10 protein-coding genes and 1 pseudogene are annotated in these 13501 nt (G+C 71.8%); 6 read left to right on the top strand and 5 right to left on the bottom strand.

All coding sequences use genetic code 11. From position 1 onward, the window contains the following. Nucleotides 1-142: 142 nt before the first annotated feature. A complete protein-coding gene (locus tag HHL10_RS11945) occupies nucleotides 143-1153 on the bottom strand; it encodes a ParB/RepB/Spo0J family partition protein (RefSeq protein WP_169160590.1) in 1011 nt (336 codons plus the stop codon). Further along, complete coding sequence (locus tag HHL10_RS11940; RefSeq protein WP_310734583.1) at nucleotides 1150-2406, bottom strand: AAA family ATPase; 1257 nt, start codon at nucleotides 2404-2406, stop codon at nucleotides 1150-1152. The genes HHL10_RS11945 and HHL10_RS11940 overlap by 4 nt, the downstream gene beginning before the upstream one ends. Nucleotides 2407-3213: 807 nt before the next feature. Between HHL10_RS11940 and HHL10_RS11935 the strand changes: the two genes are divergently transcribed. Then, complete coding sequence (locus HHL10_RS11935) at nucleotides 3214-4674, top strand: replication initiation protein (protein ID WP_169160589.1); 1461 nt, start codon at nucleotides 3214-3216, stop codon at nucleotides 4672-4674. 13 nt (nucleotides 4675-4687) lie between these two features. Here the strand turns inward: HHL10_RS11935 and HHL10_RS11930 are convergent. Further along, nucleotides 4688-5239, bottom strand: a pseudogene (locus HHL10_RS11930) (class I SAM-dependent methyltransferase); the annotation flags it as partial. A gap of 140 nt (nucleotides 5240-5379) precedes the next feature. Here HHL10_RS11930 and HHL10_RS11925 point away from each other — a divergent pair. Beyond that, on the top strand, nucleotides 5380-5976 hold the full coding sequence (locus HHL10_RS11925) for a diguanylate cyclase (RefSeq protein WP_205833009.1): 597 nt from the start codon (nucleotides 5380-5382) through the stop codon (nucleotides 5974-5976). 16 nt (nucleotides 5977-5992) lie between these two features. Here HHL10_RS11925 and HHL10_RS11920 read toward each other — a convergent pair whose 3' ends face one another. After that, complete coding sequence (locus HHL10_RS11920; RefSeq protein ID WP_169160587.1) at nucleotides 5993-6946, bottom strand: YihY/virulence factor BrkB family protein; 954 nt, start codon at nucleotides 6944-6946, stop codon at nucleotides 5993-5995. Between the two features lie 194 nt (nucleotides 6947-7140). Between HHL10_RS11920 and dinG the strand changes: the two genes are divergently transcribed. Then, nucleotides 7141-9279 carry an ATP-dependent DNA helicase DinG gene (gene dinG, locus HHL10_RS11915; RefSeq protein ID WP_169160586.1) on the top strand — a complete coding sequence of 713 codons (2139 nt, stop codon included), beginning with the start codon at nucleotides 7141-7143 and terminating at the stop codon, nucleotides 9277-9279. Nucleotides 9280-9319: 40 nt separating this feature from the next. After that, nucleotides 9320-10048 carry a YceI family protein gene (locus HHL10_RS11910; protein WP_169160585.1) on the top strand — a complete coding sequence of 243 codons (729 nt, stop codon included), beginning with the start codon at nucleotides 9320-9322 and terminating at the stop codon, nucleotides 10046-10048. Nucleotides 10049-10237: 189 nt separating this feature from the next. Here HHL10_RS11910 and HHL10_RS11905 read toward each other — a convergent pair whose 3' ends face one another. Then, a complete protein-coding gene (locus tag HHL10_RS11905) occupies nucleotides 10238-10384 on the bottom strand; it encodes a hypothetical protein (RefSeq protein ID WP_169160584.1) in 147 nt (48 codons plus the stop codon). Here HHL10_RS11905 and HHL10_RS11900 point away from each other — a divergent pair. Both HHL10_RS11900 and HHL10_RS11895 read left to right on the top strand, forming a co-directional pair. Further along, complete coding sequence (locus HHL10_RS11900; protein ID WP_169160583.1) at nucleotides 10376-12388, top strand: putative bifunctional diguanylate cyclase/phosphodiesterase; 2013 nt, start codon at nucleotides 10376-10378, stop codon at nucleotides 12386-12388. The genes HHL10_RS11905 and HHL10_RS11900 overlap by 9 nt on opposite strands. 2 nt (nucleotides 12389-12390) lie before the next feature. Further along, nucleotides 12391-13473, top strand: coding sequence for a diguanylate cyclase (locus HHL10_RS11895; protein ID WP_169160582.1), 1083 nt, complete (start codon nucleotides 12391-12393; stop codon nucleotides 13471-13473). Nucleotides 13474-13501 lie beyond the last annotated feature (28 nt).

Below are 13501 nucleotides of genomic sequence, written 5' to 3'. Positions count from 1 at the left end.
TACCGGGCCGAGCGCCCTGCGTCGAAATCGAGGGGTGGCACCAAGCTTCGCGGTGCTCCTGCGCCCGTGCCCGGTTGGCACGGGGGGGTGTTGAACGGTTCAACACCCCTCCCGTCGCCCGCCCGCAGGGCAGCCGGCGGCATTACGCCGGCTGCCGGCGAATGAAGTCCTCGACCAGCTGCAGCAGCTCGGCCTCGCGCTCCGGCGGCAGCACGCCGGCCTCGAAGCGCAGCGAGGCGCGGCCCCGGGCGTCGCGCGACAGCGTGGCCAGCTTGCGCCCGTCGCGGCGCAGGTGCGCCGAGCCGGCCGCCGGTGCGGGCGCCGTCTGGCCGGTGAGGGCGTTGAACACCGCCTGGGCCGCCAGCGCCCTGCCCTGCGCCTTGAGCTCGCGCGCGCGCTCCAGCACGGCGTCCGGGTCCTTCTGCAGCAGCTCGGACAGCGGCTGGGCCCAGCGGAACTGGATCTCCAGCGGCGAGGCGAAAGCCTCCACCACCGCCGCCGGCAGCCGCGCCAGCGCTAGGCTCTTGGACACCAGTGACACATCCACCTGCACCGCCTCGGCCAGCTTGCGCAGCGAGGGATACAGGCCTTCGTCCAGCGCGCGCCGGTACATGCAGCCCTGCTCCCAGGGGCTGAGGTTCTTGCGCCCGCGGTTCTCCCGCTCCATGGCCTCGAACAGCTGCTGGTCGCTCACTTCCTCGATGAGCGCTCGCACCGGCAGGCCCAGCTCCAGGCAGGCACGATGGCGGCGGTGCCCGAACACCAGCTCGTAGCGCAGGCCCGGCACGTCCACCGCTTCGGCCGGCGACAGCGGCCGCACCTTCACCGGCTGCACGTTGCCACCGGCGGCCTCGATCTCGGCCTTCAGCTCGCGGAACTCCGCATCGTTGAAGCTGGCTTCATGCCGATTCGCCCAGCGCGAGGGCCGGATCATTGCCGCATCCAGGCCGCGCACCGGCGCCGCGCCCTCGAACTCGCGCAGCCGCTCGCGCAGGTCCTCGGCCTCCTTGATGGCGGCCGACTGCGTGGACAGGAACTGCAGCATCGAGCCCGGCGCCGTCTTGGCGCGGGCCTCATCCACCGCAGCGGCCGCCGAGGACGACGCCGGCGGCACCTGGATCAACCCGGCCTTGGCCGCAAGCTTCTTGCTCATGCGCGCACCCTCGCCTTGCGGGTGTTGAACGGTTCAACAGGCTTGGGCGCCGTGCCCGATGCCATGCCGGCACGCTGCTGCTGGGCCCAGACCGAGCGGATCGAGCCCTCCACATGCCCGACGAAGGAGTCGTAGGCGTCGCGCGCGCGCTTGAAGGTGCGCGCGCTGCCGTCGTAGCGCGCCACGTCGTAGACGGTGCCGAACTCGGCCGCGGTAACACCGGTGACGGCGGTCTTGGGAATCTCCACCGGCAGCACCTTCTCGGCGTAGGTCTGGCCGATCCACTGGCGCACGATGGTGCTGGCGGCGTCGGTGGAATCGACCCGGGCCAGCAGCACGTGGATGAAGTCGAACTCCTTGCTCAAGCCGCGCCGGCCCAGCAGCTCGGTGGTCAGGTCGGAGAACAGGCTCCAGAACTGCGCCGCGGAGGCGAAGTCCAGGGCGTTGGGCGGCAGCGGCATGATGATGCCGTTGCTGGCCATGAAGGCGTTGATGGTGGTGTAGGACAGCGCCGGCGGCGTGTCGATGACGATGACGTCGTAGTCAGCGCGCACGTCGTCGATACCCAGGTCCAGCACGCGCCAGAACTCGAAGCCCGGCTCCTGCGTCTGCCGCGCCGGCAGCGCGAACTCGGCGCCGAACAGCACGGGCGCCGCCGCCACCAGGTCGATGCCGTCCCAGTAGGTCGGCTGGATGGCGTAGCGGATGGAGGTCTCGCTGCCCATGCACAGCGGCAGGATGGTGTTGGACTCCTGCACCTCGGTATCGGGCAGGATGCCGAACAGGGTGGTGAGCGAGCCCTGCGGGTCGGTGTCGATCACCAGCACCCGGTGCCCCAGCAGCGACAGGCCCTGCGCCAGCGTGACGGCGGTGGTGGTCTTGCTCACGCCGCCCTTGAAGTTGCCGATCGACAGCGTCACCGCCTCGGCGCCGGCCGGGCGCAGGTGGTCCTTGCGGTACTCGCGAATCCAGGCCCGCGCCTCGGCCAGGCTGAACTCGCGCCGCGAACCCGACTCGTTGAGCTTGCCCCCCGGCAGGTCGCCGCGCGTCATGCGATGGCTCAAGGAGCCCTTCTCAATGCCGCACAGCGCCGCGAGCTGGCTCAGGTTGAACACCGGCGGGTTCTTGCGCGCCGTCGGCGCCAGCATCGCGCTGCGGATCTCGCCCATCATGGCCACCGCGCGCTCAGCCTGGTCGGCAATGTCCTGCAGCCCGATCGGCCGCGGCGGTTTCAGTTCGATCTTGTCCAACACGGAACCCTCGCTTGTTGTGACTTCAAACCGGCTTGACGCCGGACACTGGAATGCAGCGCATTGTGTCAAGCAGACGTTTTGTTGCAAAGCGTTTGTCGCCGCCCGTGCCATCCGCACCACAGGAATCGGTTTCCGACTTCGGTCTTTCTTGAAAGGCCGCTTTGGAGAATTCAAACCCTTCAAGCCCTTCAATACCTTTAGCGCCGAAAAATTCTTTATATGACAGCCACTTATCTCATTCCAGGTGAGTGGAAACGGGAGCGGGCGGAGAGTTTTCAGGGTTGCGGATGCAGGGATACGGGACCCATCGGAGTCTTTTCAGGACAAGACGTGAGCGGATTCAGGGCTTGTGCCGGTGGCCGGCTGTGCACAAGCCGCGCATGCCGTGGACCGGACAGGTGAGGGTTTTCAGGTCAGCGGGCCGGCATGTTGCGGTGCAGCAGTGGAACCGATAAGTGGCGCAGGGCGAACCAGGGCGGCGGCTCCAGCCTCGTTCACCCTGGCCTGCCCTGGTGTGTGGGGTGAGATTTTTCAGGAGAGCCCGGAGCCGGCCGGAGCGGCGGCGGCGGAACCGAGATGAGACTGTTCAGGAAACGCCTGGCAGCTGCGAGTGAGAGTTTTCAGGAGTTCCAGGCCGGGCTCGCGCGCCGGTGCCGCCCCGCGGCACGTGAGATGTTTCGGGAGCAGGGCCGTTCGGGCCACCCTGACCGTCCGCCGCGCCAGGTGAGCTTTTTCGGGAAAGGCGCTTCGGGCCTGGAGCGCTTTCACGTGAGTGGGCCCACTCACCTATGAGCTACAGTGCCCGCCATGTCCAGCGACGCTTCCTCTCCCGGCCCCAAGCGCCGCAAGTCCCGCAAGGCCGCGGGCGACGCCGCGCGGGCCGTCACCGTGCGCAAGCCGGTGAACACGCTGGCGATCGTGCCCAAGTCCGCCCGCATCACCTCGCTGGGGCGCAAGAGCTACAACGTGCTGCTGCACGAGGCGCAGGCGCAGGGCCTGGACAAGGACGTGTTCCGCGCGCCGCTGGAGCGCATCGTGCGCGGCGTGGACTTCGACTCCAACGACCACGCGCTGATCAAGAAGCACCTGCGCGCCATGGTGTCCACCACCGTGGAGTGGCAGTCGCCCACCACCGGCGAGGGCATGGCCTGGAACGTCAGCGGCTTGCTGGCGCATGCGCGGCTGACCAAGGAGCGCGGGCAGGTGTGGGTGGAATGGTCCTACGCCGTGAACCTGAAGCAGGAGCTGCTGGAGCCCAGCGTCTTTGCCCGGCTGAAGCTGGAGATCATCAGCCAGCTGCGCTCGCATGCCGGCATCGCGCTGTACGAGATCTGCACCCGCTACAAGGACGTGGGCCGCACCTCGCGCCAGCACTGGCGCTGGTGGCGCCCGGTGCTCAGCGGGCAGCCCGAGAGCGAGCGCACCGCGAAGCTGGAGTACCGCATCTTCAAGCGCGACACCCTGAAGCCCGCCATCGCCGAGGTGTGCGCGCTGACCGACCTGCAGGTGGAGCTGGCCGAGTACAAGGAAGGCCGCTTCATCGGCGACATCCAGTTCCTGATCCGGCCCAAGCCGCAGGCGGCGCTGCCGGCAGCGGCGAGCGTGCCGCCGGTGGACCTGCAGCTCGTGGGCAGCGCCCAGGCGCTGGGCATCGCCGAGGAGAAGACGGAGCAGCTGGTCCAGGCCTACGGCGCCGCGGCGGTGCAGTCGGCGCTGGAGCTGCTGGCTCGGCGCTCGGCCTCCAACTTCCCCGAGCCGCTGCGCGACCCGGCGCGCTACCTCAAGGCGATCCTGGCCGGCGAGACGGCGCCCGCGCCCGCCGTGGAGCCGCCTCCCGCGCCGCCCGCGCCTGCGTCCCGGCCGGCGCCGGGCCCGGTGGTCAAGCCCGGGCCGGCCGGCGTCGCGAGCCTGCTGACGCTGGTCGCGGCCGAGGCCGATGCCGGGGACGGCGTGCTGAAACCATCGGCGCGGCGCCAGGCGCGCTGGGTGGAGGCCTGGCTGCGGCGCCGGCGCGAGCACGTGGTGGACGACATCGCCGCGCTCTCGGCCGAGGCGCAGGCCACGCTGTGCGAACAGCTGCTGGCCGACATGGAGGCGCGCCAGGTGCACCCGTCCATCCGCAAGCGGCTGCAGACCAGCGGCTGGCAACACCCGCTGGTGCTGCCGGAGATGGTGCGCTGGTACGCCGTGGGCGCCTACGGCCCGGGCTGGGACCAGCCCACGCCGCAGCAGCTGCTGGAGATCGCGGCGGAGCTGGGGGACGGATAGCGGGGCAGGGCGCTCAGGCCCTGGCCTCCACGAAAAAACTCTCCCGCTCCCGGTTGTCCAGCGCCGTGATGCCCTCGATGCCGCTGGCGCTTTCGCGGAAGGCGCAGCGCACGATGGCGTGAAAGCCCGCGTCGTGCAGCAGCTCCTGCGCGAACTCGAAATTGAAGGGCGTGTGCACCGAGCCGTACCAGATCAGCTGCGTCACCAGCTTGGCGCCCACGGAGCGCGCGTGTTCGTCGGGCACGTGGAAATAGGCCGTGTCGCCGCGCTGCCAGGCGGCGATGGCGCGCTCCATGTCGGGCAGGCCCAGGCGCAGCACGCCGCCCGGGCGCAGCACGCGGCGGACTTCGCGCAGCACGCCGGGGATGTCGGGCCAGAACAGGTCCTGCAGGAAGTGAATGGCCACGGCGTGGTCGATGCAGCCGCTCTCCAGCGCCAGCCCCTGGCGGATGTCGCCCACCAGGTCCACGCCGGGATGCGGCGTCCAGTCGGTGTTGATCCAGCCCGGCGCCGGATTCGGGCCGCAGCCCAGTTGCAGTCGCTTCAATGCAGCCGTGGTCATGCGCTTGGGGCCAGGGCCCGGGAGTGGCGGGACCGCCGGGCTGCAAGCGCCGTTCCCAGCGCCGCTCCCAGATCGTGGGCCCGCTCCGGTGCCGGCCGGCGCGGGCGCGGCGCGCGGGGCACGGGCCTTGCCGCCGCGCGGGCATGGACATGACCGCGATGCTGCTGCAGCAACTGCTGCTCTGGGGCCTGCTGCCGCTGTGGCTGCTGGCCGGTTTCGGCGACTGGCTGTGCCACCGCGTGCAGCGCATCGAGCACAACGCCGGCCCGTACGAGTCGATGCTGCACTGGCTGATGCTGCTGGAGATGGGGCCGGCGCTGGCCGCCGCGCTGCTGCTGGACATCAGCGCCGGCGTGCTGGCGCTGATGTTCGTGCTGGTGCTGGCGCATGAGCTCACCACCTGGTGGGACCTGAGCTACGCCGCGGCGCGGCGCCGCATCCCGCCGGTGGAGCAGTGGATGCACGCGCTGCAGCTGTCGCTGCCCTGGGCCGCGCTGGTGAGCCTGGCGCTGATCCACCACGACCAGGCCGCCGCGCTGCTGGGCCGCGGCACGCCGGACTGGGGCTTCTATTGGAAGGAGCCGCCGCTGCCGCCGGCCTACCTGTGGGGCGTGCTGGCGGCCGGCGTGCTGCTGGTGGGCCTGCCCTTCGTCGAGGAGCACCTGCGCTGCCGCCGCGCCGCCATCGGCGCCGCCCGGCGGCGCGCGCACCTGCGCGAGGTGGTGCGCGCCGCGCGCTGAAGGCCCAGGCGCTGCGTCACTGCGCCCCGCCGCGCTTGGTCTCCAGCCCGCCATGCTCGGGTGCCACGGCCTGCACGCGGCGCCGCGTGGCCGGGTCGCGCGCGGCCTGGCCTTCGACTTTCTCGCCCTTCTTCTTGCCCTGGTCGGCGTGGTGCTCGACCAGCGCGTTGATCTCCGAGCCCAGCAGGATCACCAGCCCCACGATGTAGAGCCACAGCATCAGCACGATGACCGCGCCGATGGAGCCGTAGGTGGCGTCGTAGTTGCCGAAGTTGGTGGCGTAGAGGGCAAAGCCCAGCGAGGCCACGATCAGCGCCAGCACGCCCAGCACGCTGCCCGGGGTGATGAAGACGAACTTCTGCTTCACGTCCGGCGCCAGGTAGTAGATCAGCGCGAAGGCCAGCATCAGCCCCAGCACGATGATCGCCCAGCGCAGCGCGGCGAAGAGCCACAGCAGCCAGTCGCTCAGGCCCACGTACTGCGCCAGCCAGTCCTGGATCACGCCGCCGAGCACGATCAGCGAGAAGCCGGTGACGATCAGCACCACGAACATCACGCTCAGCGCGATGGCGGTGAGGCGGGCCTTGAGGAAGCCGCGCCCTTCCTTGACGTCGTAGGTGATGTTGAGCTGCTGCATCACCGCGTACATGCCGGTGGAGGTGGCCCACAGCGTGCCCAGGAAGCCCAGCGACAGCAGCCCGCCGCGCTGCTCGCCGGTGATCTGCTGCACCACGTCCTGGAACATCTGCGCGGCGTTGGCCGGCATGGCCTGGCGCAGCAGGTCCATGATGGCCTGGTCCACGTGGGGGATGGGCAGGAAGGGCACCACCGCCATCACGAAGATCATGGCCGGGAAGATGGCCAGCGTCAGGTAGAAGCCCAGCGCCGCCGCGCCGTTGAAGATGTCGTCCTCGCTGATCTCCTGGTACAGCTCCTTCAGGAACTGTTTTACCGACACGCCGCCGAGCATGGGGCCCTCGCTTTCGAATCCGTGGGTTGCCGTTGCTGCAGTGCAATGGACGTTCCCAGGCGTTCACGGCGCGCCGCCCGGCAGGGCAAGGCCTGACGCCGCCCGGCCGACGGGGTCCGCCCGCTAAACTGTCTTTTTATCCACGCCCCCGCGCGCCCGCGCACCTCCCTTCCGGGGCCACTCTCATCAGATCCATGGACAAGCAGGCGCTGCACGACGCGCTGGATGCGCAGTATTTCGGCCTGGCCGACCGGCTCGACGGCTTCCAGCCGCGCGAGGGCCAGCTGCAGATGCTGCACGCCATCGCCGAGACGCTGGCCGATGCCGACTTCGACCCCGCCAACCCGCCGCAGCCCAAGGTGGCCGTCATCGAGGCCGGCACCGGCGTGGGCAAGACCCGCGCGTACCTGTTGGCCGGGCTGCAGCTGGCCCGCGCCCGCAAGGTGAAACTGCTGATCTCCACGGCCACCATCGCGCTGCAGGAGCAGCTGATGCACAAGGACCTGCCGGAGCTGGCCAAGGCGTCCACCGAGCCCTTCAGCTACGCCATGCTCAAGGGCCGCGGCCGCTACGTCTGCCTGCTCAAGCTGGAGGCTCATGCCTCGGGCCAGGCGCAGGAGGAGTTCGACCTGGGCGACGCGGCGCAGCAGGGCGCGGCCGAGGCCGACGCCGCCGTGTTCCAGAAGCTGCAAAGGAAACTCCAGTCCGGCGCCTGGGACGGCGAGCGCGACAGCCTGGACGGCGAGGCGCTGCAGGGCTGGGGCCGCATCGCCGCCGACCGCCATGCCTGCACCGGCCCGGCCTGCGAGCAGTACCAGGACTGCCTTTACTACGGTGCCAAGCGCGTGGCCGCCGCCGCCGACGTGCTGGTCGCCAACCACGACCTGGTGCTGGCCTCGCTGCGCAGCGACAAGTCGGCGCTCCCTTCGGGCGAGCGCGCCATCTACGTCTTCGACGAGGGTCACCACCTGCCCGCCACCGCGCTGTCGCACGGCGCCAGCGAGACGGTGCTGACCAGCACCGCCTGGGCCACGCGGCTGGAGCGCGCCCTGGCCGCCGCCGCCGCCGAGCTGGACTACCCGGCCGAAGGGATGCCCGACGGCCTGGGCCCGCTGCGCGAGAAGCTGGGCCAGCTCGCGCGCGCGCTGCTGGACGCCCACTCGGAGAAGCTGCAGGTCCACGCCGCCGGCGGCAGCTCCGAGCCGATGCGCGTGCGGCTGCCGCAGGGAAAACTCTCCGAGGAGCTGCGCGATTTCTGGGAGGAGTTGCACCAGATCGCCGCCGGCTGCGAGTCGAAGCTGGCGGACTTCTCGACCTGGATGCGGCGCAAGCGCAGCGACGAGCCCGACAGCGCCGCCGAGGTCAATCCGCACCTGCTGGCCATCGGCCCGCAGGCGCGGCGCCTGACGGAGCTGGTGGAGACGGCCGAGCTGATGCTCGACGAGGGCGCCATGCCGCCGGCCAAGTGGTTCGATTTCCGCGCCGAAGGCGGCGTGGTGCAGCTGGAGGCCAAGGCCTGCCCGCTGTTCGCCGGCGCCCTGCTGCAGCGCAACCTGTGGAGCCGGCTGCGCGGCGCGGTGGTCACCTCGGCCACGCTGCGCGCGCTGGGCAAGTTCGACTTCTTCCTGCGCGACGCCGGGCTGGAGTACGTGGAGGGCACGCGCACGCTGGAGGTGCAGAGTCCCTTCGACTATGGGCGGCAGGGCCGCTTCATCGTCGTGGCCACGCAGGCCAGCCCCAAGGACCCGGCCGCGCACAACCGCGAGTGCGGCCGGCTCATCGCCAGCGACCTGCGCGAGGTGCAGCACGGCGCGCTGCTGCTGTGCTCGTCGTGGGTGCAGCTGCGCGCCCTGGTGGACGCGATGCCGCCGGAGGTCCGCAACGACCTGCTGGTGCAGGGCAGCGCCTCGCGCGAGCAGCTGCTGCGCCGGCACCGCGAGGCGGTGGCGCGCGGCCAGCGCTCGGTGCTGGTCGGGCTGCAGAGCTTCGGCGAGGGGCTGGACCTGCCCGGCACGCTGTGCGAGTGGGTGCTGATGCCCAAGGTGCCCTTCGCCAACCCGAGCGACCCGGTGTCGGAGGCGCGCAGCGAGTGGCTGGAGGCCAAGGGCCGCAACAGCTTCGTGGAGCTGACCGTGCCGGCCACGGGCGTGCGGCTCAACCAGTGGGCCGGGCGCGGCATCCGCAGCGAGGCCGATCGCGCCACGCTGGTGTGCTACGACCCGCGCCTGGCCAGCACCCCCTTCGGCCGTCAGCTCCTGGCCGGGCTGCCGCCCTTCAGCAAGCTGCTGCGCCGCGGCGGCAAGGAGACCGCGTTGGAGGAGGGCGGGGGCTGAGGCTAGGGTGACGGCTTCTCTTCCCACCCGGAAAGCGCCGATGAAGCCCGATCCGTCCTTGCCGCGCGCCCTGGCCACCGTGCTGGCGCTGTCGGCGCTGGCCGCCTGTGGCCCCCGCTCCGCTGCGGCGCCGGACGCCGCAGCGCCGTCCCCGGCCGCTTCCGTTCCCGCCGCGTCCTCACCGGGCGCCGCGCTTCCCGCCGGCGACTACGTCCTGGACGCCGGGCGCTCCGAGCTGGCCGTGCTCGTGCGCCGCGGCGGCGCGCTGGCGCGGCTGGGGCATGACCATGTGGTCAGCCACCCGGCGCTGCAGGGCTGGCTGCGCCTGCCCGCCGGCCCGGGCGAGGCGCAGGGCGAGATCACCGTGGCCCTGCATGGCCTGGTGGTGGACGAGCCCGCGCTGCGCGCGCGCTACGCCCTGGACACGCAGCCCTCGGCCGCCGCCATCGAGGGCACGCGTCAGAACATGCTGCAGCGCGTGCTGCAGGCCGATGCCTTCCCGCTGGCGCGGGTGCGGCTGTGGGCTGCGGCCCACCCCGGCGCCGAGGTGCAGGCCGAGATCACGCTGCACGGCGTCACCCGGCGCCAGCGCGTGCCGGTGGACTGGAGCGTGGCGGAGGGCGAGCTGCGCGCGCGCGGCCGCCTGGCGCTGCTGCAGAGCGACTTCGGCATCGAGCCGCTGAGCGTGCTCGGCGGCGCGCTGCGCGTGGAGGACCGGCTCGACATCGGGTTCGAGCTGCGCGCGCAGGCGGTGCCGGCTGCGCCCTGAGCCGCGCCCCGCGCCCCGCGCCTCGCGCCTCGCGCCCCGCGCCTCGCGCCGGGCTGAGCGATGTCAAGATGACCTCCGAATCCCGCGTGCGACACTTCCGCCCTTGCGCCGTGCCCGGCGCGCGCCCGGTTGCGGGCGAATCCACTCCCCAGCCCGCCGTCCACGGTACGCGCGCCGGCGTGATTCACGTCACGCCGGCTTCGTTGCGCCGTGGTATCCGCTGGCCGATAAACGTTCGGTGGCTGCAGGCCTCGCGGCAGCCACGCCTTTGGCATGAATCAGTCCGCGCCCTGTCGTTTCGATCTCCTTGCCGCCGAGCCGGATTGCGTGGTCCATCACCTCCGGGACGTGGTGTTTCGCATCGATGCGCAGGGACGCTGGGTCTTCCTCAACCGGGCCTGGGCCGAGCTCACCGGCCGCCCGGTGGCGGGCACGCTGGGGCTGGAGTGGCTGCAGTCGCTGCACCCGCTGGACCGCGACGCCGCCGCGGCGCGGCTGGCGGCGCTGATCGGGAGCGGCCAGGAGGACTGCCTGCACCTGGCGCGGCTGCTCACGCAGCAGGGCAGCCCCAGGTGGGTGGAGCTGCATGCGCGGCTGGTGCGCGACGCGCGGGGCCGGCCGCAGGGCCTGGCCGGCACGCTCACCGACGTCAGCGAGCGGCTGCGCACCGAGGAGCGGCTGCGCCTGGCCGCCAGCGTCTACGACGGCTCGCGCGAGGGCATCGCCATCACCGACCCGCAGGGCCGCATCCTCGACGTCAACGCCGCCTTCGAGGAGATCACCGGCTACCACCGCGACGCGGTCGTCGGCCGCAAGCCCTCGGTGCTCTCCAGCGGGCGCCACGACAAGGCCTTCTACCAGGCGATGTGGGCCGAGCTGCTGGACAAGGACGGCTGGAGCGGCGAGATCTGGAACCGCCGCGCCGACGGCACGCTGCTGGCGGAGCTGCTGCGCATCTCGGCCGTGCGCGACCCGCAGGGGCGCCTTACCCACTACGTGGCCATCTTCAGCGACATCACCAGCCTCAAGCGCCAGCAGGAGACGCTGCAGCGGCTGGCGCACTACGACGCGCTGACCGGGCTGCCCAACCGCGTGCTGCTGTCCGACCGGCTGGAGACGCTCATCGCGCAGGCCGGGCGGCGGCGCGAGCACGTGGCCGTGTGCTACCTCGACCTCGACGGCTTCAAGGAGGTCAACGACGCCTGGGGCCATGCCACGGGCGACGCGCTGCTGGTGCTGGCCGCCGAGCGCCTGCGCCAGACGCTGCGCAGCGGCGACACCGTGGCGCGGCTGGGCGGCGACGAGTTCGTGCTGCTGCTGGGCCAGGCCCACACCGAGGACGAGGTGCGCGCCGTGGCCGAGCGCGTGCTGGCGGTGCTGGGCGCGCCCTTCGAGCTGGAGCACGGCAGTGCGCGCGTGACCAGCAGCGTCGGCATCGCGCTTTACCCCGAGCATGGGCGCACGCCCGGCCACCTGCTGCGCAACGCCGCGCAGGCCATGCTGCGCGCCAAGCGCCAGGGCAAGAACCACGCTTGCTTCGTGGCCGAGCACGAGGTGGACCTCTTTGGGCGCGAGCAGCAGGCCCAGCGCATGCGCCAGGCGCTGCATGCCGGCGAGCTGGCGCTGTACTACCAGCCCAAGATCGACGCGCGCACGCGCTGCCCCGTCGGCGCCGAGGCGCTGCTGCGCTGGCAGCACCCCGAGCGCGGGCTGCTCACGCCCGGTGACTTCCTGCCCCAGCTGCAGGGCACGGCGCTGGAGTGCGAGATCGACTGGCACGTGCTGGAGCAGGGCACGGCCCAGCTCGGCCGCTGGGCACGCGAGGGCCGGGAGCTGGGCCTGAGCATCAACCTCTCGGCGGCCACGCTGCTGCACCCGCAACTGGCCGCGCGCGTGACGCAGCTCGTGCGGCAGCACCAGGTGCCGCCCGGCCGGCTGGAGCTGGAGGTGCTGGAAACCGCGGCGCTGTCGGACCTGGCGGCCGTGGTGGCCGCCATGGAAGCCTGCGCGCACGCGGGCGTGTGCTTCGCGCTGGACGACTTCGGCACCGGCTATTCCTCGCTGCACTACCTGCGCCAGCTGCCGGTGAAGTCGCTCAAGATCGACCAGGGCTTCGTGCGGCGCATGCTCACCGACGAGGGCGACATGCACATCGTGCGCGCCGTGGTGGGCCTGGCCGGCGCCTTCGGCGTGCGCACCGTGGCCGAGGGCGTGGAGACGCGGCCGCATGCGCAGGCGCTGGCCGAGATCGGCTGCGACCTGCTGCAGGGCTACTGGATCGCGCGCCCGATGCCCGCGGCGGCGCTGGAGCGCTGGATGTCCGGGCCGGTCGAGGCCTGAGCATGGCCGCCGGCCAGGCCATCGCTGCCATCGCCGCGTCCGCGGCGCACCGCCCCGGCATGGGCCTCGTGCACCGGGTGTACGTGCCGCGCATGCTGGGGCTGGGGCTGGGCGGGCTGGCCGTGGGCGCGACGCTGCAGCAGCGCGACGCGCTGTACCTGCTGTGGCCGCTGCTGGTGGGTCATGCGCTGCTGTGGCCGCACCTGGCGCACTGGCGCGCGCGCCGCGCGCCGCAGCCGCGCCGGGCCGAGCACGTCAACCTGCTGGCCGACGCCTTCGGCGGCGGCTTCTGGCTCGCGGCCATGGCCTTCAACCTGCTGCCCAGCGTGCTCGTGGCCACCATGCTGGGCATGAACCACCTGGCGGTGGGCGGGCTGCGGCTGTTCCGCCGCGGGCTCATGGCCCTGGCGCTGGGCACGGTCACGGGCGGGGCGCTGCTGGGCTGGGAGCTGCAGCCGCTGGCCACGCAGGCCACGGTGGCGGCCTGCCTTCCCTTCCTGGTGAGCTACCCGCTGGTGATCGGCATCGTCACCTACCGGCTGTCGCTGCGGCTGGCCGAGCAGAAGGCGCAGCTGCGGGAGCTGGTGCAGTTCGATCCGCTCACCGGGCTGCTCAACAAGATGCATTGGCACGCGCAGATGGAGTCGGAATTCGCGCGCTGGCGCCGCAGCGCCCGGCCGGTGGCGCTGATGCTGCTGGACCTGGACCACTTCAAGCGCATCAACGACGAGCATGGCCACCCGGCTGGCGACGAGGTGCTGCGCCACTTCTCGCGGCTGCTGCGCCACCACGTGCGCGAGGCCGACGTGGCCGGGCGCGTCGGCGGCGAGGAGTTCGCCGTGCTGGTGCACGACTGCAGCGCGGAGCAGGCGCAGTTCCTGGCGCGGCGCGTGCGCGCGGCGCTGGCGGCCCAGCCCGTGCCCGTGGCCGGCGGGCTGCACGTGACGGTGAGCGTGGGCATCGCCGAGCCCGGACGCTGGCAGCGCGACGCCGCGCAGTGGCTGGCCGAGGCCGACGCCGCGCTCTACACCGCCAAGCGCGAAGGCCGCGACCAGGTCTGCCTGGCGCCGCGGCGGCCGCGCTGAGCGTTTAAATTCAATTAGTCTGAACGAT

This window comes from Azohydromonas caseinilytica, assembly GCF_012927045.1.
Classification (GTDB): domain Bacteria; phylum Pseudomonadota; class Gammaproteobacteria; order Burkholderiales; family Burkholderiaceae_C; genus Azohydromonas; species Azohydromonas caseinilytica.
Note: the sequence above shows the minus strand (reverse complement) of the source record. Positions and strands in the feature narration are given on the sequence as shown.

Excerpts from the sequence above, each read along its gene's own strand:
- HHL10_RS11895 (WP_169160582.1), top strand. The coding sequence starts at position 12,391 with ATGGCCGCCGGCCAGGCCATCGCTGCCATCGCCGCGTCCGCGGCGCAC.
- dinG (WP_169160586.1), top strand. The coding sequence starts at position 7,141 with ATGGACAAGCAGGCGCTGCACGACGCGCTGGATGCGCAGTATTTCGGC.
- HHL10_RS11925 (WP_205833009.1), top strand. The coding sequence starts at position 5,380 with ATGGACATGACCGCGATGCTGCTGCAGCAACTGCTGCTCTGGGGCCTG.
- HHL10_RS11935 (WP_169160589.1), top strand. The coding sequence starts at position 3,214 with ATGTCCAGCGACGCTTCCTCTCCCGGCCCCAAGCGCCGCAAGTCCCGC.
- HHL10_RS11910 (WP_169160585.1), top strand. The coding sequence starts at position 9,320 with ATGAAGCCCGATCCGTCCTTGCCGCGCGCCCTGGCCACCGTGCTGGCG.
- HHL10_RS11920 (WP_169160587.1), bottom strand. The coding sequence starts at position 6,946 with ATGCTCGGCGGCGTGTCGGTAAAACAGTTCCTGAAGGAGCTGTACCAG.
- HHL10_RS11905 (WP_169160584.1), bottom strand. The coding sequence starts at position 10,384 with ATGGACCACGCAATCCGGCTCGGCGGCAAGGAGATCGAAACGACAGGG.
- HHL10_RS11945 (WP_169160590.1), bottom strand. The coding sequence starts at position 1,153 with ATGAGCAAGAAGCTTGCGGCCAAGGCCGGGTTGATCCAGGTGCCGCCG.